The organism is Bradyrhizobium sp. IC4060 (assembly GCF_020193715.1).
GTDB lineage: Bacteria > Pseudomonadota > Alphaproteobacteria > Rhizobiales > Xanthobacteraceae > Bradyrhizobium > Bradyrhizobium yuanmingense.
Genome location: NZ_JADYVJ010000007.1, coordinates 216,782 through 239,974, shown reverse-complemented (window position 1 = coordinate 239,974; position 23,193 = coordinate 216,782). Strand labels below are relative to the sequence as shown.

The window sequence follows — 23,193 nt, the reverse complement described above, 5'->3', positions numbered from 1 at the left end:
TCTCGGAACGATATGGCGCCCAAGTGTGGCTTCTTGGTTCTATTTGTGCTCGCCCCAGGCGCCCGGGGCCGCGAAGGGGGGCGAACGGCGGTACACATCCCGTAGGAACTGGTAGTTAACCACCTGGGCCAAGGGCACCCCCTCCTCGCCAAGCTTGGCGAAGAGGAGGATATCCCGAAGCGTCCGCCAGCGACTTTCGTCGTAGTCGCCGATGCGGCCGCCTATGGGCACCACCAGCGGGCGCTGCTGCTGCAGGTCGAACTTGAGCCGCTCGGAATTCAGCCAAGCTGGGCCGGCGCCGGCGAGAACGGGCACGCTTCGTGCATAGTCGGCGTAGGTAAATTGCCATCCGCGAATCAGGCCCTGAAGGAAATCAGCGACAAGGGAAGGCTTGTCATGAATCAGGTCATTGCTCGCGAAATAGACCTGGCCTGGGACGTGGATGCCGTAGTCCTGAGGTTTGATGACGTTCAGCTTCACGAAAGTCGAGCTGGAGGGATCGGGCTGTTCGTCGATAGCGGCAATGATCGCATCCACCTCCCCGTCCCTCAGCGCCACGAAGCTGTCGCGGTCTGGGATCTTCGCGATCTGGCTTCGAGGAAGCCCGAGCTGCGCCATCATGGCATCAAAAACGACGTCTCCCTCACTCGCCCTGCGATACCCGACCCGTTTTCCGACCAGATCAGTCGGCTTCCGCAAGCCGGAGTTTTCGAGTGTGAAGATCGCCACGGAGGTATCGAGGAAGCTTGCAGCGAAGGCTGTTACGGGAACGCCACGCCAGCTTGCCAGCAGGAAATTCTGGCCGCTCGTCACACCGATGGCGTGTTGGCGTGCAATGTTTTGGACGAAGTCAGGGTCTTCGGGCTGCGCCGACACCTCAATCCGGGAGGAAAAATATCCCTGCGTCGATGCCGCGAGTTCGCCGGCAAACCGCGCGCTATATGGCCCGTCCAGGAGGAGCTTGAGCGTGATGGACTTGGCAGCTGTGGGAGCGCGTATGGCGGCCTCATCGGGACGACAAAGGAGAAGCACAGCTCCCACCAAAGCCGCGACGGAAAGGCCAACCGCGAAGTAAGGCTTTCCTCTTGGCCGATTGCGACTTCGGTACTGAGTTCGAGGCAACGAGAACTTCCTAGCGGGTCACGAAATTTAACATATCAGTCTACGCGAAATGAGCTACAATGCAGCTTATCGGGTAAGGTTAATTTTCCCTTCTCCTTGTTGTAACAGCGGTTTCGACTGATAGCACGGATTGTTCGCGTAGTGAATTTTGCGTCAATGGATTTGGCAGGATGACGATTCTTTCCACTCGGCCGGTACCCGTCCCTGATTCTAGAACGGAAATTAGCGTGGTCGAGCCAGCTGGATTCACAGCTGCAGGCTTTGCACCTAGCTGGCTACGTCCTGTAGTTGCTGAACGCTTGATGATGGTAGTCGATGCGACGCTGATCGTGGTCAGCGGGATTGGCTGCGCGGTCGGCTATCTCTTGGCGACCGCGGGTGTCGTCGGGAAGCCCGAAATCTATGCGGCGGCTAGCATTCTGGTTGCCATTAATTTCGTCCTTCTCACTATTGTGCAGCAGGGCTACCAAATCAAAACAATCACCGACCGGCCGCGCACGTTCCGCATGACGCTGACGACCTGGACCGGCCTGTTCGGCGCGCTTTTGGCGATCGCCTTCACGATGAAGGTCAGCGAGGGCTTCTCCCGCGGCGCCACGATCTCGTTCTATCTCGTCGGCCTTTTCCTGCTGCTCGCCTGGAAGACGGTGGCGGCGCGCTGGACCGCGCATGCCTTGCGCAGCGGAGCTTTCGCCAATGGCCGCGCGATCATGATCGCCGAGTTCGGCCTTGCCAGCTCTTCCAACGCGGTCGACGATCTCGGCCAGCACGGCTACCGCCTGATGCGCGTGATAGAGATCCCGGCCAAGGAGATCGCCTCGCCCCTGCTGCTGTCCTCGCTGGCGCCGCGCTTCGAGGAGCTGATCAATTACGCGCGCGAGCACCGGATCGAGCACGTCTTCCTGCTGATCAACTGGAGCCGGCAGCATGCGATCGACAGCATTCTGGACGCGCTGAAGATTCTCCCCGTGCCGGTGCACCTGGTGCCGGACCCCAACACGGCGCGTTTCCTGCGCTATCCGCTTTCCGGCACCAGCAACACCTTCACCGCCGAGCTGCGCCGCGCCCCGCTCACTTACCGCGAACGCGCGCTCAAGCGCGCGCTGGACCTCGCCGGCGCGAGCTTTGCGCTTTTCGTGTTCGCGCCGGTGATGATGGTGACCGCCCTCCTGATCAAGCTGACTTCGAAGGGGCCGGTGTTCTTCCGCCAGACCCGCCACGGCTTTGGCGGGCGCACGTTCAAGATCTTCAAATTCCGCACCATGCGCGTGCTCGAGGACGGCCCGACGATTCAGCAGGCGCAGAAGAACGACCCGCGTGTCACGCCAATCGGCAAATGGCTGCGCAAGACCTCGATCGACGAGCTACCGCAGCTCCTCAACGTGCTCAAGGGCGACATGTCGCTGGTCGGCCCCCGCCCGCACGCGGCCGCCCACAACACCGAATATGAGCAGATCATCGGCAATTACGCCTTTCGCCACCACGTTAAGCCCGGCATCACGGGCTGGGCTCAAGTTAATGGTTACCGCGGAGAAACCCGCACACTCGAGCTGATGCAGAAGCGAGTGGAGTATGACCTTTGGTACATCAATAATTGGAGTATTTGGCTAGATCTCTCAATCTTGGTGAGAACTGCTTTAATTAGTTTTGGCCAGCCGACCGCATACTGATCGACGTCATCCAGGCAAACAAGACGATGCTCGCGGGAGCGCTAGTTTTTCAGTAAAGTAAGATCACAGGTTAAAGATTTGACTGGCTGCACAATACCGGTCGAACACGTAAGTGGCACGTTATATACAACTTGCGATCCGTTCTCCTGTAAGGCGGCTGCAATCTGCCCTTTTATGACAAAGGTGCCGGGGTGCTTGGGCGCCGGAAGAACAACATCAAATGTCCGCGTCCCATTTGACCCTTTATCTTGAGCTACGTGAAGGGCTGCTGTCACGGTCGATTCACGCGCTCCGGTCAACTGATCCGTAATTGAAACCTGAAGGGTTCGATTCTGAGTCGGGTAGGAAGGCGGAAATTGGATTGGCAGGCGCAGCCGTATCTCTCTATGTCCATTTGGCTCCGTGAGAACCTGGCTATCGCTTGTTGATGCGCCTCGGATCAGGTCCGGAGCAAGAAGCACCGGCTTTTGCATATCTCCAATGTCAGAAGAGTATCCGTAACGAGTTGGGTCCGGCGTCAACTCGCTATCGCCGCATCGACTTTTGCCCTCGTCGGAGCTAGTGAATTGGCACACGCGAACGTAATCAATCTTGAAAGACTGCGGGAACGCCCGATCTTCGATTCCATACCGGCCAGCCCAACCTCCGCCAACAGCGAAATTCAGAACGACTTGAGCCGGCGGTCCTAAATGTCCATCTTTGCGTAACCACCTATAGGGACGGCTATAAATCGGGCGACCGTCCCAAAAGAAAGTAATTTCTGTTGGAGCCCAGACCAACCCCGCCACATGCCACCCTTCATTCAGGGGGGCAGAACTTCGCATTTCCCCGTGCCTAGTCTCAAATGTGTTGTCGACAAAATTGAATGTATCTGAAGCTGGTTTCTGTGGCCCCGAGTGCAGCATCTTTTCCGTGTCATCTTTGCCATTTATCACAAATTCGAAGATGTCAACTTCCGGTGGATGCCACGTCCGCCCATCCCGATCATAATCTCCGACCAACCAGAAGGCCGGCCAGATTCCACGTCCCTTTGGCAGAAATACCCGAGCTTCGAAGTAACCATAGTAGAACGTCTGGCGGCTTCGAATCATTCCGGACTCATACGAGCCGTCGCCGACTTGCCGCGCCACCAGATCCAGCACTCCTGCGGAGAAGATGTGGTTGTTGTTGTCCCGGTACCGTTGCTTCTCGTCGTTGAAATGATCCAATGTCTCGTTCTGATAGATGTATCTGGTGGCCCATTTGGTACGGTCCAAACCGTCACGGTCGAACTCATCCGCAAACACGAGCATCCAACCGCCGCCGAAAGCTGACGACGCAGAATTTACCAAGAATGCAAGCGAGACAGAAAAGAAGGTAGCTCGTCTAGCCCAATCTAACAAAGATGCCCCCCGATCGATGGCCAACCAGACACAAGCGAAACGCTTCGATAGCTAGCTCTGCCGACTGGTTCTTACTATACTATGCTAACGTGCCCAACTGTCCAAGCGTTTGCATTGACAGCTACGTCGCGAAGCCGCCAATGGTTGGCGCGTGAGTTGCAGGAAGGATGTGCACAACGCAGCCTGCGCAATCATCCGGTTCGACAACGGACGAAAGTAGACCGAGGTCATATTGTCTAGAATTTCAATTAGCATCATAATTACGAACTACAATTATGAGCGCTACGTTGGTCAAGCGATTGAGAGCGCTCTTCACCAGACGCGACCCGCTGATGAGATCATCGTCTTAGACGACGGTTCAACAGACGGATCCCGCCGGGTTATTTGCTCTTATGGAGACCGGATAACGCCCATTTTTCAGGCGAACGAAGGTATCAAATCGATTTCAAACACTGGCTACGGCCACTCGAATGGAATGCTGATCATCTATCTCGACGCAGATGACGTCCTGTACCCAAATGCCCTCGAGCAAGTTGAGAAAATGTATAGCCCCGGGGTCGCAAAAATTCAATTCGATCTCGATCTGATCGATCAAAATGGCTCATTTCTGGGCCGGCGCTACTGCAATTTCCCGAGACCAATAAGCGCGGCTGAGACCGCTGCATACTTTGAACGATTTGGCACCTACACTTGGCCCGTCACGTCCGGAAACGCCTACTCTCGATCGTTTCTGGAAGAAGTGATGCCACTTACTCCACCAGTTTCCCACGATGGCGCACTCAACACGATCGCGCCCCTCTATGGACGGGTTGAGACAATCATCGAGCCACTTGGCCAATATCGGCTTCACAATCGCAACATCAGTCGAATCGACGACACTGGGCATATCAACATCATTCCAGATTTTGCGTCGCGCATACGAATCAGGAAGCAGGAGTTTGACTTGCTGCGCGAACACGCACGCCGGATTGGAAAGCCGCTGCCACAGAAGGACTTGCTCGATCATGAACTGGTGTTCGTGAACTACCGAATCATGGCCCGGAAGCTAGACCGCGAAGATGGGACAGACGCAGATCGCCCTCTTATGGAGCTTTGGTGGAATGCAATCTTAGTAATATGGCACGGCCCATATGGATACGGGACCGCTATGAAGCATTTGGTTTGGATCTGCTCACTGATGTCACTCCCAAACCGTTTAGCGCGACTCCTGATCCTGGCGCGCTACAGTCGAGCCCACCCGCTTTCAAATCTTCGCACGCTTCTTAGCTTTGCCCGCATGTCAACCTCGCCCTAAGCTTGGGTCCGACCACAAATGAACATTCTCTGGATCTCCGGCCGCTTACCGGGTCCGCTCTTCAGCGGCGATGCGCTATACTCTGCTGGCCTGATCAAAGCGCTCGCGAAGATGGAAGACGTAACGCTTTGCGTTCTTGGGAATCGAAGAGACAGCACCTCGGATTTTACGAAGGCAATCGGTTCTCAGCGCGTTACGTTCGTGGACTTTCCGCCGCCGCTTGGCTCCGACGCGTGGAGCATATTATCCGGCCTTCCAAAAGATGCGTTCAAACTGGCTACCCCAGATCTGCAAGCGGGACTTATCGAACTGTTGGCCCGCGACTGGGACTGGATAATAGTCGATCACGCTAACTCGGCCGGGCTCCTTCCAACAATTCTGGCCAGGCGAGGAAAAGCACGGCTCTGCTACATTGCTCACAACGCTGAAGGAAAAATTCGCCCCGAGATTGCAGCCAGCGCGACCGGCTTGCTGGTCCGCACAACCATGCGTCTCGATGCCGAGAAATATCGGAGACTCGAGAATGCGGTAGTCTCGGCGGCAGATTCCATCATCTGCATTTCCGATGCTGACGTTGGTTATTTCTCGTTGGCAAAGAACGTTCAAGTCGTCCCTCCGGTCTATTTGGGCCAATCAACTCCTTCTATAACCATTGGCACCTCTCGTCCGAGGAGATTGCTTCTGCTGGGATCCTTCGAATGGCGTGCCAAGCAACGAAACTTGGAAAGCATAATAAAAACGGTCGGGCCACAACTAAAGAAGAGCGATATTCACCTGGACGTTGTGGGCGCAGTGCCGCGTGAGGTGACGCAGCACGTTTCTTCCACGGCTTCAATGGTGACGTTCCACGGGCAGGTGGACGACGTTCGAGAATTGTTTCAATGCGCTCGCGGCGGCCTTGTCGCCGAAACGCTCGGGGGCGGCTTCAAACTCAAAGTACTAGACTATGCGTTTCAGGGTCTGCCTATATTCGGGCTGCGAGGAGCGCTTGCCGGCACGACTGCAGAGGAACAGTCTTGCATGTTTCTAGCCGACAGCTTGGACGATCTCGGCGCAAGGATCGTCGAAAATATCGATAACACTGATCGATTGAACCGCAGCCAACGTAAACTGCACGAACTGGCTTCCAATCGCTATGGCTTGGAAATGGGCACGCGGCGCTTAAGGGACGCCTTTTTTGCGAAAGCTTGAAAGGACCAATCTTAAGCTACGAAGCATCGCGGACGTTAGTATTCTCCAACCGAGCTCGGCATCTGCCTTTGACAATGATAGAGAACCAATCCGCCTCTCATGGCTCGATTAATCGGGGTTCGATTGAAGCGCGTGAAGTCCAACTAGATATTGTTGGTGGCTTTGCCCTTAACGCCTCAATCGTATCTATTATGTTCTGCTCGCAGATTGCGGTCAACATCGGTGAGTTTCCTGTATCGGTCGATTTTATTGGCTACTTGCTTTTCGCCGCCTATCTGCCCCTCTCAGGATTTGCGACCATAAGCACGAAGACCTTCCTTTTACTCCTTGTCGCGGCAATACTTGCTTGCTTCCGAATGCTCTCGCCGAACAGTCTCACATCGTGGTCGTCTTTATCGCTTTTGTTTGTACTCTACGCGCCATTTTGTCTGCGCCTACAATCCAGGAGTGGCATCGAGGAGGTAGGGAAGGTTATTCAAGCTAAGTTCATTCTGGTCGTCTGTATCATTGCAGTGATCGCAGACGTGCAGCTCGTCCTGGTTAATCTGTTTCGAGGGACAACATACTTTTCGAATATTGCTCTTGTTTTGCCGGAAGAAATTCGCGGTGCCGGAAACTATGCTTTCGTTCGAGAGGGCGGCGGCATTATCAAAGCGAACGGATTCTTTCTTCGAGAATCGTCTACTTTATCAGTAATGACCGCCATTGCACTAATGCTGGAGTTCTTCTCTAGAAGGCGACGGCTTGTTCTTTGCATCCTAATAGCAGGCCTGCTCGCTTCGGTTTCAGGCTCCGGATTGCTCATCGTCCTCTTTGGTTTTCTACTTCCCACGAGTGTTCGTCAGCTGCCGTTGTTCGTACTGGGGCTGCTCTTCGTATTCTTAGTTCTCATTTACGGCTCCGAGATCCCGGTATTAAACCTTTGGTTGGACCGAACATCAGAGTTTGAAACTCCTGGATCGAGTGGGTACGCGCGTTTCGTCGCACCTTTCCAAATGTTGGAACGCAACCTCGGTGATGGAGCATCAACCTGGCTTGGAGCTGGCGCAGGCACCTATCTTCGCACCGTAGCTGTGCTACAGCTGAAGTATGAGATCAATGATCCCACTTGGGCCAAGCTGATTTACGAGTACGGAATCAGCGGTTTTTTCTTCTTTTCGATTATCTTCATCCTCCGGCTCTATTCGAGCGCTCTCCGGAGAGAGGTCTGTGCGGCGCTGTTTTATGCCTGGATGAGCGCCGGCAGCCTCCTGAAGCCTGACTTTGTTTTCATGACCTGGATATTGACTTTAATCTCGCTTCCTCAAAATGACAGAAAGACCAGCGTCAAACGACAAATTCCCGTACCCGATCCGAGCCGAGCTCCGTATACCGCCTCCTAAGAAGCAGCCGCGGTCTCACATTTCACAGTCAGCTGAGGCCCGCGATGGAATCGAGGAGTGCACCACCTGCTCATTTTCCCTCCGAAAGCCAACAGTCCGAGGTCACGGCGCACCGTCTTGGCACCTTCAGCAACATAGGCAGCGTCCACGTTAACCTCCTTGATCTAAGAGCCGCGACTTACATTTCGCAAAACAAGATGCAAACCTTTAGTTGATCGGCTATCGTGATATTGAAGAATTGCGAAGATTGCTGCGATAGGAGTTCTAATTGTCTCTTCGACGGGCCGCTATTAGCTCAGTCCTATGGAGCGCGCTTGAGAATGGAAGTATTGCCCTCGTCTCCTTCCTATCACTGATAATTTTCGCGAAGCTGCTCAGTCCGAGCGATTTCGGAGTGTATTCGATCGCTCTCGCCGTTATTGAAGTTGTCGGCATTTTTACAAATATGTTCTTTCACGACGCGCTGGTTCGGCAAGTCAATGCCACGGACGAGCACTTCAATAGCGCCTTCACTTTCTCAATCGTGATAAGCATCTTCTCTTTTGTTCTTCTCTATGCAGCATTCCCATTCTGTACCCTCCTTATCGATGACCACCGCATTGTAGCAGTTGGACGCATGATGGCCGCAGGATTGCTATTTTCGGCACCTGCAGCAATCTTGAGTGCTCGACAGGCTCGTCAGTTCGGTTTTAGGCTCTTAGCGCTGCGTAGCTTGTTGGGCCGCATTGCAGGGGCGACTCTAGGCATCCTCGCGGCTTTTCTCGATTTTGGGATATGGGCCCTAGTTGCCCAATTCTTATCGATGACGATCCTGGGAACCATCACGCTGGTCGCGTTCAGCGACTGGCGACCGCGATTAACCACTAAACTGTCGCCAATTTTTGACCTGCTCGAATACAGCTTTGGCGCAGTAGTTTCGCTAGCGTCGAACTTTTTAACAAAGCGCGCCTTCATATTTTTTGCTGGGACGTTTCTCGGAGTCGAGCAAGCTGGATTCTTGAGCTTGGCTTTCAGGCTTGTGGATACGGTTTGGGCAATTTCAGCCACAGCTGTTTCCCAAGTCCTGCTGCCAACGATGGCACATCTGCAACAAGATGCACGGAGGATGCTGCAAGCATACGAGACGGCTTTGGGGCTAGGATGTTTGGCCCTATTTCCGATCTTTTGCGGAATAGGCCTGATTGCACCTGAACTTGTCCTCGCGCTGTTTGGCACCAAGTGGTTGCCTGCCGCAGAACCAGCGTTCTGGCTGGGCCTGCTGGTTTTCGTCCAGTGCCCTAGAATATTTTGCACATCGCTGTTGAATGTAGGCGGGCAGGTAAAGACTGTAAGTGCAGTAAACCTTGCTACTCTCATCTACATGGCGCTGGCAATTAGCCTGACTCGTTTGCCCTCTATTCCCTGGGCCTTGGCAACGTGGTGCAGCAGCGAGGTGCTGAACTTTCTCCTGCTACAATACTTCGCGAACCGTCGCTTCGGCATATCGCTCACTCGGTTCGTTGCAGACGTTGCGCCATCGTCGATCGCTGCATGCCTCATGATCATCGCGGTCAAAGCTGCACGCGCGCAAATACCGGAAAGCGGTCCGCTACTCGTATTAGCCCTGCTCTGTTGCGCGGGATTCCTTGCCAATCTCCTATCGTTGGCTGTATTCGGAAGGAAGTCGACGCTTCAACTGGCTAGGACGATCCTGATGGTCCGAGCCAAATAGCATCCGGCGTTCTACCCGAAATGGCCCCTATGTTTGAACCAAATTCGAGTTGCCTTCGAGCCCGGAATGAAGCGCAGACTAAGATCGCTATCGGCCATGTCGCTGCCGGGAGCCAAGCTTAAATGAGCGTTGAACCCAAGCTCGTAACGGTCATCATCTGCAACTACAATTACGCGGATTATGTAGGGGAGGCGATCGCTAGCGCCCTTGCGATTGATTGGCCGAATGTAGAAGTTATCGTTATTGACGATGGCTCCACCGATAACTCGCAACGCGTGATCGAAAAGTATGTTCCGCTCGGAGTGCGAGCTATCTTTGGCTCAAAGCAGGGCCAAACGGCTTCTGCAGAGCGGGCGTATAACGAAAGCCGCGGCGCTTGGATCTTATTCCTCGATGCGGATGATACAGTACATCCGGCAATCGTCCGAGAAGCCGTAGGAGTGATGAAACCTGGCTGGTCGATGATCCAGTTTCAAATGTCGACAATCGATGAAGCCGGTCGCTCTTTAGGCACTATTTTCCCAAAGTACCGGAGTGACGTGACGCCTGACCTTATTCGCTATTGGGTTTCGCATACTGACAGTTATCCCACCCCTCCGAATTCAGGAAATTTCTTAGCGCGAGACTTCTTGGAGAAAATTTTCCCATTAGAGAAAGGCATGGATCGCGCCACAGACAGCTACTTTCTTTCTACTGCACCAATCTTGGGGGACGTGCTTACAGTACGTAAGCCGCTCGCCTCATACAGAATCCACGGCAGAAATTTGGGAGCTCAGTCGACAACTCTCAGCTTGAAGAAGGTTGCGACCGATTTGCAAAGGCACATCACTCGGTGCAACTATGCGACGAGAGTGGCTGCAAAGTTTGGGGTAGTGATCGCAGCGGATCGATGGCGTTACGGGTTCTACAATTTGGCCATGAGGCTGACGTCTCTGCGACTAGATCCATCAGATCATCCAATACCGAACGATACAATTGCAAAGTGCCTTAGGGACGCAGTTCTTGCGTTAATTACGCCACAAGGATTAACTCTATTTCGGCATATTGGAATTTTCATATGGCTTGTTGCTGTTGCCTTATTTCCCAAACCTCTTGCACGTCGTATCGTCTCTTGGCGGTTTGTCCCATCATCGAGACCAAACCTATTGCGCCGATTAATGCAGGCCGCTTAGCGCCGGCCTTCGGCGAAACATCGACCAAGAAGAGGCTAGCGCAACGGTCAATTCGGAATTACTGATGCCGGGCAGGATGCTATGTCAAAGGATAGTGCGCAGCTTTCGGTAATCATCTGCAACTACAACTATGCTCAATTTGTAGCGAGCGCAATTCGCAGCGCCCTTGCTATAGATTGGCCTCGCGTAGAAGTCATAGTTGTCGATGATGGCTCGACCGACGACTCTCCCGAAATCATTAAGCAGTTTGCCGAAGACGAGGTGAAGGTTCTCCTGCGCCCCAATAGAGGTCAGGCGCGGGCCGCCGAAGAAGGATTCCTGTGCAGCTCCGGCGATTGGATCATATTTCTTGATTCGGATGATCTGCTGGATCCGTCAATAGCTCAAGAAGCTGCCAAGATCATGACGCCGGGTTGGTCAATGATCCAATGCCAAATGAGGGTCATCGACAAAGATGGAAATGCTCTCGGAATTGGTTTTCCAAAATACCTAGCAAGCACGACGCCAGATCGGATTCGTCATTGGGCCTCGCAAACAGATTCTTACCCTACGCCGCCCAATTCAGGGAATCTTCTGTCTCGAAAATTTCTAGCAAGGCTGTTCCCACTGGAAGAAGGCGTTGATAGATGGGTGGATAGCTATTTCCTCTCTACAGCTCCGTTTCTGGGCGACGTCATTAGCCTTAGCATGCCGCTGGTCTCGTATCGGGTTCACGGTGCGAATGACGGCGCTCAAACTGATCTTGATCTGTCAAGGATCAGACGTGACCTCAAGAGACATCTCACACGCTGCGAATACGCAACGAGAATTGCTCACAAGTATGGCGTCCCACTGGATTCAAATCGATGGAGGTTTGGCTTCTACAACTTGGCGATGCGAGTGGCGTCACTGCGGCTCGGCCCCGATCAACATCCGATTGCCAAGGATAGCATCGGCAGATGTCTGGCCGATGGGATAAGATCCGGCGTAAGGGCTCAGGGATTGAGCGCAGCCAGGCAGGTCGGGATGGTTCTCTGGCTTTTTTCGGTTGCGCTGCTGCCGAGATCGTTCGCTCGTAATCTCGTCTCTTGGAGGTTTGCTCCGCTTTCCCGCCCACGATGGCTTCAGGAGCTTATTCGATCGGCCTAATGCTCGCCTGACAGGCTATTTCTGCAAAATCGAATATCGAAATATCTTTACTCCCGTCATCGTCCCCAAAATCACGTCGGATCTACCATAGCTGCCGAGAACTGCATCCGTGCACCGCTCTGAGTTGGTGTAACAGACCTTGATCTTGATCGTCCTGGAACAGTTGTTCTTCACGCTGACGACGTGATCGATGAGACTCGAATTGACAATATGCGCTCGCGCTGCAGCTTCGACATTCAAACAGGGCCGACCGAGTGCATCGCGAGCGATCGGTGAGTTGGATGGATCGGCACCGCCCTGCATCGTCAACCTGGGCGTGGTTGAGCCGCTTGTCTGAGCAAGAACCTCACGTTTTTCCGTGGCAATGATAAGCGCAACAGTGAAGATACAAGCTGCAATTCTCAAACTGAGATTGAAAGTCATCGCCGCGAAAATCCGCTGATTTCGACGCCCGGCACACTCACGCTGATCCCGTCGTAGGCAAGCGCTCTGGCAAATGTCTCGCGCGAGTTGATATCGACCTGCGAAAGGCTTGCCAGCAGCCGATCCCTGTGGGCCCAGCCCACGGTTGCTATGTTGGCCGAGGCGCTGTCCGTGAAGCCGCTATTGACCAGCGCCGCAAATTCCGACACTACCTTTTCCTGCAATGATTCATTCAATTGCGCGAAAATAGCTAGAGCCAGCTTGTTGCGCCGTAGTGCAATCCAGCCCTCCGTCGCAGCCAAATCATATGATTGGTGGAGGTAGGCCAGGCTCCTCTTCTCAAAACCGTTCTGAAGGTTGCTACCCCAATAGAGCATGAGCCACAGATAAGCGTCGGAAGGGTTAAGGCAGAGCGAGAGTTTCATCTTCTGCTCGGCAGCCGTCAGCTCTCTTTCAGATTCTTCCAGGCTTTGTGATTGTATTGTCTTCTCCGCGATACGAAGCTTGATAAGTGCTTCCGCGCGTTCAAGAGCAGGGTGATTCAGGGTCTGTCTAGCGTCGCGATCAATATTAACCAATACACTGGTTAGAACCCCTGGTTTGAAGTGCTGCCCAGCGATGATCGACTCAATCACACTGCGGGCAGGAACTGCTCGCCAGAAGGACGGGAAAGCGAAGAACGACCAAAGCGAACCGGCAAAGCCGAGCAGCAGCAAGGCCCCGCGGACGCCAACTTGCGTGACGTATCGACCGCTACTCGCCATACCCGTACCGAGCGTAGTACTTCTGGTAGTAGTAGCGTCCTTGATAAGACTCGTAGCGAGCGAGCAGCTTGGTATCAGCCTTGTTCAACACCACGCCGAGAAGCTTATTCTTGACCTCTGGTGCGTTTCGCAGGTTATGGAGCACGACGTTCTTGTTCGTCTTCCCCCACTCGACCACGTAAATATAACCATCGACATAGGGGGAGGTGACGCGCGCGTCGACAACAGGCGCCATTGGCGGCATGTCGAGTACCACATAATCAAACTTCGAGCGCAGAAAGCCCATGAGCTCGCGCATTGGCTTAGAACCTAAGACTTCATTGGTATGGAGCAACTTCGAAGTTGCGCCGGCTGGTAGAATCGCGAGCTTGGTTTCCGGGTCGATTACTAAGACATTTTCGAGTTGCTCCCGCTGCGCTACAACATCGACCAGTCCCGCTCGCGCGTCCGGCACCAACTCACGCGACAGCGACGGATTGCGAAGATCCGCATCGATCAAGATAACTCGGGCACCCCCATGCGCCATAAGCTGCGCGAGATTTGTAGAAAGAGTGCTCTTCCCTTCATTCGGCAGTGTGGAAGTCACCGCCAGTATGCGATTCTCGCGCACGATAGAATTAAAGTCCACTGCCACCTTGAGGGAGCGTATGGCTTCAGAGAAGCGGGACAAGGGATTGTCCACGACGTAGCGCAACAGGTCAGACTGCGGATCATCTGTCTTTCTAGCGAACTTATATGGGACGCTCGAGAGTAGCGCAGCGTTGCGAAGGGCCGGGAGCATTGCAATGCAACTCGTACCAAGCGTTTCCTCCACCTGCCGCGTGGTTCGGAACACATTGTCAGTGATCTCGCGCGCTATCGCAGCGCCGAAGCCGAGCACCAGGCCTGCCACCAGTGCCGCAATAAGAATGATTGAGGACTTTGGAGAGCTCTTCGCCAGTGGCGGCGTCGCCGCGCTGATGATACGTGCTTCCGTTATAGGAAAGGATTGCTGCTGCACTGATTCCATATAGCGCTGTAGGAAGTTGTCGTACATCGCCTGGTACGACTGAGCGTTGCTCTCGAGCTCGCGCAACTGGATCTGCGCCTGGTTCGTGAGCTGCGATTCCGAAACGACGCTGGCGAGACTCGACTTGATTGCATCCTCGCGAGTCTGCGCAATATCGTAGTCACTCTTGTAGGATTCTTGGATACGCTTGAGCTCGTCTTGAATGTTTTTCTTGATTTCTGCCATCTGTCGGCGAAGATTGACTGCAGCCAAGTGATCCGCGCCATATTTCATGGCCCAGATCGATTCCTTCGATGCCATGTCGACGTATTGCCCCCGCAGCTTGACGATAGTGTCGTTCTTTAGCGCGTCGCCGACGTTAGCATCCGGAATTCCTTGCTTAACGATGTCATTCATGCGGTCGAGACGCGCCTTAGCCTCAGCCGTCGCCGCATGCGCCATAACCAACTGACTGTTGACCTCCGCGAGTTGCTGCTCGTTCATCAGGCGCCCGCCGCTATCGACAATGTTGTTGGCGATCTTGAAATCCACCACCGCCTTCTGAGCGACTGAGGCTTGCGTCCGCAATTCCTTAATCCGGTCCTGGAGCCAGACGCTGGCGCGACGAGTGGCCTGATATTTCGCCTCGAGCTGATCAACGATGTAGGCGTCGGCGATAGCGTTCGCGATGCGCTCGGCCTTTTGCGGATCACGCGAAGTAAAGCTGATCTCCATCACATAGGTGAGGCCAAGCCGCCTGATGGTGCGGTTGCTGGCGAACCGCTCCAGCGCCTTGCGCCTCAGCTCGAATTCCGATGGTGCGCTGGCCGAGGAGAACAGGCCCGTGACCGAGCTCATGATGGCCCCGAGCAAGCCAGCGCCGCTGCCGGTGAACTCCGGATCTTCCGTAAGGTGCAGGTCGCGAATTACGGCGAGGCTGATGTTCTCGGATTTAAGAATTTCAACTTGGGTTTCTACCGTCGCGGAATCGATCGCAACATCGCCGAGCATCGATTGCTGCTGAAACAGCTGCACCTTGCGGGTGTCGATGACCATCGAGGCCGTGGAGGTGAACAGCGGCGCGGCGGTGAAGAGATAGAGCAGCGCCAGGATCACGCAGGCCGAGACGATCGCGACGATGGTCGGGAACTGGCGCCTGACAATGTCGAGATAGAAAGTCAGCGTCTGCGACGGAGAGCCGTCAGCCTCGGCGAAATCACGGTTGATCTCCGAGGGCGGCTTGTTCACCTGCAACATCTAGCAATTCCTGAAAATGGATCGATGTGTGTTCTTGGGATCAATGGTGGCCAAAGCCAGAGGGCGTCCGGCGCAAACCCGATGCCAAAAGCCGCGCTGCACAACACTAGCACAGGCGTGCCTGCAATTGAACGCGGTGGATGCACTGCGCAGCACGGGTTGCGCGACTTTTTGCATGAACCTTAACGGCACAAAAGCAAAGCGGCGCCTGCTGGCGCCGCTACCGAGAAATATCATAGCCGGCCGCGCGGGCTGGTTTCGGTCAGCGCACTGGGCTGACGCTGTTAGCGGCGCTGCCGACGCCGCCGCTGCCGGTGTTGGGCGGGTTGTTGGCGTTGGTGTTGTTACCAAACACGACGACTCCACCACCACCGCCGCCCGTGGGGAAGCCGTTGCCCGTGGGGCCGCCTGCGCCGGTGCCGCCGCCAGCGCCGCCACCGGTCGCGGCGATCGCGACGTCGCCGGTCGCGGCCTGATAGGCGGCGATCACGTCGGGGTTGCCGGTGCTGGCGATCGCAGCCTGGATCTCGTTGGCGTAGGCTTGGTCCTGCTGCGCGGCCATGCGGGCGACCTGGGCGAGGCCGGCGACGATCGCGCGCATCTGGTCGGTGGTGGTCACGGGATCCTTCAGAAGGGCGATCAGGCCGGGCACCGTGGTCGGATCGGACGCTCCGAGGTCGCGCACGCGCGAGATCATCTGCGGGCCACCAGTCGGATATTGCTGCAAGAGGCTGTTCGGGGCAGCTTTGAAGTCGGAAATGACGGTGGCCGGCAGCTGGCGCTGCGGCGGGTAAATGGCGGCGTTGGCGGCCGATGTGATCGTGGCGGCGAGCGCCGCGGCGGCAGCCATGCGAAGCGCGTTTCTGATAACGCTCATAAAACAACCTCCAAAAAATCAGCTGCCCCGATCTGCTTCCTCGGCCCGGGCAAAATGGCTGTGCAGTGCAAGAACCTAGCGAAACAAAGAAGGGCTGTCCATTTATACTAAAAACTTCGTAAACGGCGCAACTGCTTCAGATCTAGACAGTTTTGTGAAGCTCGGGCCGAGGGCGCGGAGCTGGAGGCGGGGTTGCGGAGCGCCCCTCGCCTCGCGGTGCGGTGGCGCCGGCGCCCGAACTCGCGCGGCCCTCCCGGCTGGAGAAGGACTGGGCCAGGCCGGCGCCGAAAAGCGCAAAGAACGGAATGCTGTAGCCGGGCATCTGGAGCGTGAAGTCGAGGCACGAATGCAGCAGCGACAGCGTCGCGGTCGCCGCGGCCGAAAGCGGAATGATGACGTCGCGCCGGCGGGTGAACACACCCCGCGCCAGCACCGCCAGCATGACGGCCCAGCCGAGCGCCACCAACAGCGCCATCGGGATGCCCACCTCGGAGGCAAGCTCCAGCGGGGTCGAATGCGCAGCATCCCAGACACCGCGAATCGAGATGTTGGGGCTGCGGTACGGCGGGAAGGCCCATTGGAAGGTGCCCATGCCGGTGCCAAACCAGGGATTGTCGGCGATGATCCGCAGCGTGGATTTCCAGGCCTCGATGCGGCCCTCGTCGACCAGGCCCTGGCTGTCGAAGCGGCTGGAGACGCGGCCGCCGAGCAGCTGCAACAGGCCGAGCGCGACGGCGGTGCCCGAGCCCAGCGAGATCCAGATGCCGGTGCGCGGTGGCAGGTCTTTCCTCAGGAACAGCGTGAACGCGACGATCATCGCCAGCAGCGACAGGCCGACGCCGGCGCGCGAGGTCGTCATGAACATCGCCATGAGGCAGATCAGCTGGCATGCGAGTTGCGGCAGGATCTCTCTCGGCGGGATCGCGCGCAGGTCGAGCGACAGGCGCCGCCATTCGATGTGCCGCTCCGGCAGGCGGCGACGGACGTCCTCCAGGATCAGGAGCATCCAGATCACGGCGGCCGAGCCGAAATAGGCCGCCGCCGTGTTGCGGTTGATGAAGGTGCCGGTGACACTGCCGAGATAGGCCGTCTTGTCCCGCCACAGGATCATGGTTGGCTCGATCAGGAACGAGAGCACGCCGTAGAGGGCATAAGCCGCGCCGGATATCGCGATCACCCAGAGCAGGCGGCGCGCGCGCATCCGGTCGGCGCCGACGGTGATGCCGAGCACGATGGCGAGGATGTTGGCAAGCGGCGCGCCGAGCGCGAAGAACGCCTCGTTCTTGACGATCGACGCCGAGGGAGCGATCGGCACGCCGAGCAGATCCGAGGCCTGCTTCCAGATCGGCTGGAACGGCGCGACCCAGGGATTGTCGGAGAGCTGCTCATGCAGCACGAAGGCGTAAGCGGCAACGATCACGCCGATGCCGGCGAGCAGCCAGAGATGCGGCCTGCGCAGATCGCGCGTCGGCGCGAAGATCACCGCGATGCCGAGACACAGGCACCAGAACGCGATCGACAGATCATTGGTCGAGCCGAACGGAAACGGCGCGCCGGCGGCCACGAAGAACAGGATGAAGACCGCGGGCAAGCTCCATGACCAGCGAATCTTAGGAAGCCGAAGGCGCATCGTTATGTCTTGCGAGCTTTGCTTAAGCCTAGAGGAAGCAATCGATCGGATAGATCTTCAGATCCACGTTGAGGCGGCTGTTCCGGCTCTGCGCTCGGAATGCGTAGAATAATCCAAAGCTATCACTCCCCTGATCGAGTTTTATTCCGGGGGTTAGTTCGTCGGGCGGGACCAGAACGCCGATGTGCCGGTTGATGGCGGAAATCTCGATCCGCCCCTCCCCTTGCGCAAAATGCCCGCCGAGCTGGGTCACCGTGACCTTTGGCAGGCCGCGACGCTGATGGCAGACATCCTCCTCCCACAGCTTGGTCTGCTGCACCAGTGGCTTGCCCGGGCCATCGGGCACGACGATGTCAGGGAAGGACGGGCGCAGCATCCCGAAGAACTTGCTCTCCTTGGAGTTCGCCGAGAGGCGAACCGTGAAGGACAGCTCGCCCCTGGCGCCCTTGAGGCGCGACAGGACGGGAGCATCCGGATCAGCGGAAACCATCACATCGATGCGATGGCGGACGCCCATCTCTGCGGCAGCGCCGAGCACCGGCCCGACCGGTGCAAGCGCGAAGGTAAGCGGGACGAGAGCCAGAAGACGGCAAAATGTTCGAAAGCGCATGAAGCCCCTTGCAAAGCCGCGGGGTGACCGATGACCGGCGCGCCCGTGCCGAGTGGCGCCTTGATCCAGATCCCGGGCTTGTCGGCGCAGCAGAACCGCCTCGATTGCTAAACGAAAATGGCACCGGGACAAAGCCCCGGTGCCATCGATTTGGTCGATCAAGTCGGCGTCTTACGGCGCCAGCTTGATGTTGTTGCGGAAGATCAGGGCGTCGTTGGCGAGATTGATGCTATCGCTGCCGGTCGCCATGATCACACGCAGGTAGTTCAGGAACTTGGCAACTTCGACGTTGCGCGAGTTCGAGACGTAGATGATGTCGCCGTTCTTCATCATGACCTTGGTGGCGAGGAAGAAGCCGCCTGGATCGCGGAAGTTCACGTTGAAGATAACCGGGATCGTCTCCGAGGTGTACTTGCTCACGTCGATGCCGAGTTGGGCCGCAACCTCGCGCGGCTCGCGGCGATAGAGATAAACGGCCGCCGGATCGGCCTGGCCGTCCAGGAGACCGCCAGCCTTGCCGACCGCTTCGCCGAGATTGATGCGCCAGGCGTCAAAGTTGAACTCGCCGCTCTGGCCGCTGGCGCCGAACGCCAGGAACTTCTGCTGCTCGCGATAGACGTAGATGCTGTCGTCGGGCCGCACATAGACGTTGTTCTCGGGCGCCATCACGAGATTCTCGAACGGCACGGTGGCCCGCCGTCCGCCACGCTCCAGCATGACCCACGTCTCGAAGCCCTGGCCCTTGATGCCGCCGGCGCGGGTGATCGCATCGAGCACGCGATCCTTCGCGCCCGCCGCGCTCGCCGGATAACGCGCCGGCGAATTGACCTCGCCGAGCACGCTGATCAGCTGGGTGCGCTGCGAGGACATCGCCACGACCGCTTGCGGCTCGATGGCGCGGTTGCCGATCCTCTCGACGATCGCGCGCTGGATTTGGACCGCCGTCAGGCCTGCGGCCTTGATCTGACCGGCATAGGGCACGGTGATGAAGCCGTCATTGTCGACCGACTGATCCGGGATCGTCACATAGTTACCCGGGCGGACACCGGCTTCCGCCGGGATGAACAGACCGCCTGCCGCGGCTTCGAAGATGGTGACGCTGACGACGTCGCCGATGCCGAACACGATGCTGGCAGGCGGGCGGCGGTCGGTGAACACGCCCGCGAGGCCCTTGGGCTCGTGGGTGTGCAGGATCTTCACGGTCGCCGGATTGAGCGGCACCAGCTCGTAGGCCGGCGCGTTTTCCGTCTGGATCTTGTTGTTGACGTCGTCGGTGAGCGGTCCCGACCCGGGATTGGTCGAACACGCCCCGAGCGCCAAAGCAGCCGCCAGCAACGCAGGCATCAACACGTAGGTCTTGGCAATAGATGACATGAATCGCGCCCGAGGGTCCCCAATTGACGTAAATTGGTACGGCCTAGGGGTGGGTGCGACAAGTGTTGCCGGTGGTTAACGGAGCGATCCGTTGGCCACTGTTGCGTACAGGCCACTGTTTGGGGCCTGGTTTAACCCTTTGTGACCATTTGTTGTATTTCGTGTGCCCGGTTCGAGCGCATGTCGCCCTAGTCGAGGGCTCAGTGTGTCGAGCGCAAGGCTTCTTAGCCTCGCCGCCGTCTGCTAAAGCTGGGCCCGTTAAGAGCAGGAATCCCCCTTGTCTGTCCTCCTTCTGATCCCGCTGTTGGCGGGCTCCCTCTTTGGCGCCGCCGATCGCGCATGGGGCCCCGCCGTCCCCTGCCCTGGCAGCGCGGGGTCGTTGTGCCGCGGCGCCGTTGTTGAGGTGGCCGCCCCTGCGTCCACGTCCGTCTGGAAATTCACCCGGACCCAAGGGGCCAAGGACGGCGAAAGCTTCGCGGCCATCATGAAGACCGCCGACACCACCCAATCGGACCCGGACTTCGCCGGCCTGATCGTGCGCTGCGCCCCGAAGGGCAAGGTCGATGTGCTGGTGGCCTTGATCCGACCCTTCCCGCCCCGGAGCCGCCCCAAGGTGACCATTGCCGCAAGCGGCGGCGGCACCCTGAGCTTCGAGGGCAGCATGGCGGCCGCGGGAGCGGCCGTGCTGTTGCCCGACGAGGTCTCGGCGTTTGCCGCCGGGAAGTGGCAGACGACGGCCTCGCTGTCCGTGGTGGTCAGGGAAGGCGACAGCGAGATCAAGGGGATGGTGGCGCTCAACGGGCTGCGGCAGGCCTATCATTCGCTGCTGGCAAATTGCGGCCAATAGGCTAAATTTAGCCATACAACTTAAGGGTCTTTTTAGGCGGGGAATCTAGGGTCCGGAGCACGGAGAGTGTTTCGGATGACCGCCTTTTTGATTTTCAGCTTTCTCACAGGTGCCGTGCTGGGCCAACGCTTTCGCGTGTTCGTGCTCCTGCCGGTCACATTTGCGCTGGTGCTCACCATGCTGCCGGTCAGCATGATGACCAGCCTGGGCTTCCTTGACGGCATAAAGGCTGCGGCGTTCGCCGCCATCGCCCTCCAAGGCGGTTACCTCTTCGGCTCGGGGGCGCGCTTTGCCCTTGCCGCCGCACGCGCCACCCGCGTCTTCGGTCGGCCGGTCAAGGCCACGCGCTGATCGCAACGCAAGCCTCTGTTTGAAAACGCACCGCCCGCTTGTATGGTGACCTGACCGTTTCAGGATTCGCTTCGAGCGCGCCGTTTGTCCCTCGCTTATTTTGCCCTCATCGTCTCCATCGTTTCCGCTTCCGCTCTCGAAATCGCCGGCGCCACATTGGGGGCGCAGCTCGGGACGATGGCCGCAGCGCTAGGCCTGCTGGCCGCCGCCTCGAGCTCGCGAAAGGCCGACTATGAGCACTATCTTCGTGCGACCTCCTGGGGCCGCTGGATTCTGCTCGCCATTCCGCTGTGCATCGCGGCCCAGCTCGCTCCGCTTCCGCTGCGCTTTGCGCATCCGATCTGGGCCAGCGCTCACGAGGTAATCGGTGGCCTGTCGCTCGGGCCGATCACGGCCGATATCGGCTTGACGGTGAATGCGCTGCTGCTGGCGCTGGCCGCGATCTCATTGCTTGGCGTCGCGATCCTGGTGGTCCGCAACCGCGGCCGTGCCGAGCTGGTTCTGTTCGTGCTGAGCGGCGTAACCGCGATCTCCGCCTTGATGTTGGACCTGCATCGGCTCTCGCCGGCGCTTGCCGGATCCGTCCCCCATGACCTCACGACGAGCCTGGCCGGGCTCGGCCTCATGCTCAATCTGGCGGTGATGCAGCTCGCCGCTGAACGGGCGGAGACGCATCATTCGATCGTTCGCTCGGTCGCGATCGGACTTTGCGGTCTGGTCGGAGCCTTGGTCAGTGCCGCCGCGATCTTTGGGTTATCAGGGACGAACAGCGCCATGGCGGCGGCCTTTGGCGTCGTGCTGATCCTGCTGATCCTCGTCATCCGCAGACTGGATCTGTCGCCATTGGCCGCGAGCGCGTTGTCGGTGGCAGCCCTGATCGGCGCGGCGATCGTGCTGACCTTCCTCTTCGAAAAGAATTCCGGACCGATCCTGCTACGGCTCGTTCCGGAGATGGGGACCGAGACCAAGGCCGCGCTCGAGCGCATGCTGGCCGATACACGCTGGTTCGGCGCCGGCGCCGGGACTTTTGCTGCGGTGGGCAGGATCTATCAGAGCGATGCCGGCGCCGTCCTGACGGCGCCCTCGGCGGCCACATCGGTGTTCGCGGGGATGGGTTGGGTCGGCTTGGTCGCCATGATCGCGGTGAGCCTGCTCGCTTTGGTCCGCCTGTTCGTCGGCGCGCTGCAGCGCGGACGCGACTCGTTCTTTCCGGCGGCGGCCGCGGCCTGCGTCCTGTTTGCGCTGGTTCAGAGCTTTGCCGGTCCCGGATTGCTGCACCCGGCAGCAATCCTTTGCCTTTCGGTGATCTTGGGACTGGGGCTGTCGCAGAGCGTCAGCCAATCCGGATCACGATAGCGCGCGGGTGATCAGACCGCGCGGTCGCCGAGCGAGGTCCAGTAGTTCGGATTCTTGGGCGACTGAATGCGGACCCAGCGATAGGGCTTCTTCGACCACGACATGATGTGGCCGGAGAGATTGTCCAGCACGAGATCGCCGGAGAAGGTGCGCACCACGACCACGAGATGATGCTCGCCCCAGCTGGTCACGACCTCGCTCAGCAGCACCGAGCGCGCCGGAAAGCCCTTGGCGATCAGATCGTGGCGTTTTGTCACGGCGTAATCGTTGCAGTCGCCGCTCGCCGGATGCAGCAGCCACTTTTCGCCGCGCAGCCCTTCCAGGTTGGCCTCGGGGCGGATCGCGGTGTTGACCCGCTGGTTGACCTCTTGCATTTGCGCCATGCGCTCGGCCGTCAGCTTCAGGCGGCCGCCCCGGAAGACGATCCGCTGCGGCCGCGGCTTGCACTCGTCCTTGTACTTCAGGCAGAAGAGCGTGAACGCCATCGGCGGCAGCGTCGGCTGGTCGAACTTGATGTAGTGGATGGCACCACGCAGCCCCAGGGGCGCCCCGACGAAGGCAGCTTCCGCTTTCTGCTGCACCCCCGCAGCAACGACGATGGCGGCGACGGCCGCCAGGAACTTCACAACTTTGCGCATGTCGCGCTCCCCGTTCTTGTTGGGGA

At 57.8% G+C, this 23,193-nt stretch carries 20 protein-coding genes; 10 read left to right on the top strand and 10 right to left on the bottom strand.

The genetic code is table 11. The annotated features are described in order from the left end of the window. Positions 1–39: 39 nt before the first annotated feature. The gene (locus I6F16_RS23535; RefSeq protein WP_225174022.1) at positions 40–1,041 is read right to left on the bottom strand and encodes an ABC transporter substrate-binding protein; all 1,002 of its coding nucleotides are present in this window, start codon (positions 1,039–1,041) and stop codon (positions 40–42) included. Positions 1,042–1,292: 251 nt separating this feature from the next. Here I6F16_RS23535 and I6F16_RS23530 point away from each other — a divergent pair, with 251 nt between their 5' ends. After that, positions 1,293–2,792 (top strand): undecaprenyl-phosphate glucose phosphotransferase, encoded by a 1,500-nt coding sequence (locus I6F16_RS23530; RefSeq protein ID WP_225174021.1) that lies wholly within the window; start codon positions 1,293–1,295, stop codon positions 2,790–2,792. Between the two features lie 41 nt (positions 2,793–2,833). On the opposite strand, the gene I6F16_RS23525 is transcribed toward I6F16_RS23530, so the two are convergent. Further along, the gene (locus I6F16_RS23525; RefSeq protein WP_074448109.1) at positions 2,834–4,084 is read right to left on the bottom strand and encodes a glycoside hydrolase family 16 protein; all 1,251 of its coding nucleotides are present in this window, start codon (positions 4,082–4,084) and stop codon (positions 2,834–2,836) included. 322 nt (positions 4,085–4,406) lie between these two features. Here I6F16_RS23525 and I6F16_RS23520 point away from each other — a divergent pair, with 322 nt between their 5' ends. The 6 genes from I6F16_RS23520 to I6F16_RS23495 all read left to right on the top strand — a co-directional run bounded on the left by I6F16_RS23520 (position 4,407) and on the right by I6F16_RS23495 (position 12,052). Continuing rightward, positions 4,407–5,468 carry a glycosyltransferase gene (locus I6F16_RS23520; protein WP_074448108.1) on the top strand — a complete coding sequence of 354 codons (1,062 nt, stop codon included), beginning with the start codon at positions 4,407–4,409 and terminating at the stop codon, positions 5,466–5,468. Between the two features lie 18 nt (positions 5,469–5,486). Then, positions 5,487–6,659, top strand: a complete 1,173-nt coding sequence (locus tag I6F16_RS23515; protein WP_225174020.1) for a glycosyltransferase — start codon at positions 5,487–5,489, stop codon at positions 6,657–6,659. A 74-nt stretch (positions 6,660–6,733) separates the two neighbouring features. Next, a complete protein-coding gene (locus tag I6F16_RS23510) occupies positions 6,734–8,041 on the top strand; it encodes a hypothetical protein (RefSeq protein ID WP_225174019.1) in 1,308 nt (435 codons plus the stop codon). A gap of 268 nt (positions 8,042–8,309) precedes the next feature. Beyond that, the gene (locus I6F16_RS23505; protein ID WP_036011231.1) at positions 8,310–9,752 is read left to right on the top strand and encodes an oligosaccharide flippase family protein; all 1,443 of its coding nucleotides are present in this window, start codon (positions 8,310–8,312) and stop codon (positions 9,750–9,752) included. A 122-nt stretch (positions 9,753–9,874) separates the two neighbouring features. After that, on the top strand, positions 9,875–10,924 hold the full coding sequence (locus tag I6F16_RS23500; RefSeq protein ID WP_225174018.1) for a glycosyltransferase family 2 protein: 1,050 nt from the start codon (positions 9,875–9,877) through the stop codon (positions 10,922–10,924). An 81-nt stretch (positions 10,925–11,005) separates the two neighbouring features. After that, positions 11,006–12,052 (top strand): glycosyltransferase family 2 protein, encoded by a 1,047-nt coding sequence (locus tag I6F16_RS23495; protein ID WP_225174017.1) that lies wholly within the window; start codon positions 11,006–11,008, stop codon positions 12,050–12,052. 15 nt (positions 12,053–12,067) lie between these two features. On the opposite strand, the gene I6F16_RS23490 is transcribed toward I6F16_RS23495, so the two are convergent. From I6F16_RS23490 to I6F16_RS23460, 7 genes are all read right to left on the bottom strand, one after another. After that, positions 12,068–12,475, bottom strand: a complete 408-nt coding sequence (locus tag I6F16_RS23490) for a hypothetical protein (protein ID WP_141697671.1) — start codon at positions 12,473–12,475, stop codon at positions 12,068–12,070. Beyond that, entirely contained in the window at positions 12,472–13,191 is a 720-nt protein-coding gene (locus tag I6F16_RS23485) for a hypothetical protein (protein WP_225174016.1), read from the bottom strand. The genes I6F16_RS23490 and I6F16_RS23485 overlap by 4 nt, the downstream gene beginning before the upstream one ends. A gap of 37 nt (positions 13,192–13,228) precedes the next feature. Further along, positions 13,229–15,484 carry a polysaccharide biosynthesis tyrosine autokinase gene (locus tag I6F16_RS23480; RefSeq protein ID WP_225174015.1) on the bottom strand — a complete coding sequence of 752 codons (2,256 nt, stop codon included), beginning with the start codon at positions 15,482–15,484 and terminating at the stop codon, positions 13,229–13,231. 262 nt (positions 15,485–15,746) lie between these two features. Next, positions 15,747–16,361 (bottom strand): hypothetical protein, encoded by a 615-nt coding sequence (locus I6F16_RS23475; RefSeq protein WP_225174014.1) that lies wholly within the window; start codon positions 16,359–16,361, stop codon positions 15,747–15,749. Positions 16,362–16,503: 142 nt separating this feature from the next. Further along, complete coding sequence (locus I6F16_RS23470; RefSeq protein WP_225174013.1) at positions 16,504–17,952, bottom strand: O-antigen ligase family protein; 1,449 nt, start codon at positions 17,950–17,952, stop codon at positions 16,504–16,506. A 67-nt stretch (positions 17,953–18,019) separates the two neighbouring features. Next, positions 18,020–18,763, bottom strand: coding sequence for a hypothetical protein (locus I6F16_RS23465; RefSeq protein WP_225174012.1), 744 nt, complete (start codon positions 18,761–18,763; stop codon positions 18,020–18,022). A 9-nt stretch (positions 18,764–18,772) separates the two neighbouring features. After that, positions 18,773–19,975 carry a polysaccharide biosynthesis/export family protein gene (locus tag I6F16_RS23460; RefSeq protein ID WP_036035489.1) on the bottom strand — a complete coding sequence of 401 codons (1,203 nt, stop codon included), beginning with the start codon at positions 19,973–19,975 and terminating at the stop codon, positions 18,773–18,775. A 277-nt stretch (positions 19,976–20,252) separates the two neighbouring features. Between I6F16_RS23460 and I6F16_RS23455 the strand changes: the two genes are divergently transcribed. The 3 genes from I6F16_RS23455 (at position 20,253) to I6F16_RS23445 (ending at position 22,529) form a co-directional block, all read left to right on the top strand. Next, entirely contained in the window at positions 20,253–20,822 is a 570-nt protein-coding gene (locus I6F16_RS23455; protein WP_225112348.1) for a hypothetical protein, read from the top strand. A 75-nt stretch (positions 20,823–20,897) separates the two neighbouring features. Then, a complete protein-coding gene (locus I6F16_RS23450; RefSeq protein ID WP_225112347.1) occupies positions 20,898–21,173 on the top strand; it encodes a hypothetical protein in 276 nt (91 codons plus the stop codon). Positions 21,174–21,350: 177 nt separating this feature from the next. Then, positions 21,351–22,529 (top strand): hypothetical protein, encoded by a 1,179-nt coding sequence (locus I6F16_RS23445; RefSeq protein ID WP_225112346.1) that lies wholly within the window; start codon positions 21,351–21,353, stop codon positions 22,527–22,529. A gap of 11 nt (positions 22,530–22,540) precedes the next feature. Here the strand turns inward: I6F16_RS23445 and I6F16_RS23440 are convergent, their stop codons facing one another. After that, a complete protein-coding gene (locus tag I6F16_RS23440) occupies positions 22,541–23,167 on the bottom strand; it encodes a transglutaminase-like cysteine peptidase (RefSeq protein ID WP_225112345.1) in 627 nt (208 codons plus the stop codon). Between the last annotated feature and the right edge of the window lie 26 nt (positions 23,168–23,193).

Excerpts from the sequence above, each read along its gene's own strand:
- I6F16_RS23530 (WP_225174021.1), top strand. The coding sequence starts at position 1,293 with ATGACGATTCTTTCCACTCGGCCGGTACCCGTCCCTGATTCTAGAACG.
- I6F16_RS23525 (WP_074448109.1), bottom strand. The coding sequence starts at position 4,084 with ATGCTCGTGTTTGCGGATGAGTTCGACCGTGACGGTTTGGACCGTACC.
- I6F16_RS23515 (WP_225174020.1), top strand. The coding sequence starts at position 5,487 with ATGAACATTCTCTGGATCTCCGGCCGCTTACCGGGTCCGCTCTTCAGC.
- I6F16_RS23510 (WP_225174019.1), top strand. The coding sequence starts at position 6,734 with ATGATAGAGAACCAATCCGCCTCTCATGGCTCGATTAATCGGGGTTCG.
- I6F16_RS23500 (WP_225174018.1), top strand. The coding sequence starts at position 9,875 with ATGAGCGTTGAACCCAAGCTCGTAACGGTCATCATCTGCAACTACAAT.
- I6F16_RS23495 (WP_225174017.1), top strand. The coding sequence starts at position 11,006 with ATGTCAAAGGATAGTGCGCAGCTTTCGGTAATCATCTGCAACTACAAC.
- I6F16_RS23490 (WP_141697671.1), bottom strand. The coding sequence starts at position 12,475 with ATGACTTTCAATCTCAGTTTGAGAATTGCAGCTTGTATCTTCACTGTT.
- I6F16_RS23480 (WP_225174015.1), bottom strand. The coding sequence starts at position 15,484 with ATGTTGCAGGTGAACAAGCCGCCCTCGGAGATCAACCGTGATTTCGCC.
- I6F16_RS23475 (WP_225174014.1), bottom strand. The coding sequence starts at position 16,361 with ATGAGCGTTATCAGAAACGCGCTTCGCATGGCTGCCGCCGCGGCGCTC.
- I6F16_RS23460 (WP_036035489.1), bottom strand. The coding sequence starts at position 19,975 with ATGTCATCTATTGCCAAGACCTACGTGTTGATGCCTGCGTTGCTGGCG.
- I6F16_RS23450 (WP_225112347.1), top strand. The coding sequence starts at position 20,898 with ATGACCGCCTTTTTGATTTTCAGCTTTCTCACAGGTGCCGTGCTGGGC.
- I6F16_RS23445 (WP_225112346.1), top strand. The coding sequence starts at position 21,351 with ATGGCCGCAGCGCTAGGCCTGCTGGCCGCCGCCTCGAGCTCGCGAAAG.
- I6F16_RS23440 (WP_225112345.1), bottom strand. The coding sequence starts at position 23,167 with ATGCGCAAAGTTGTGAAGTTCCTGGCGGCCGTCGCCGCCATCGTCGTT.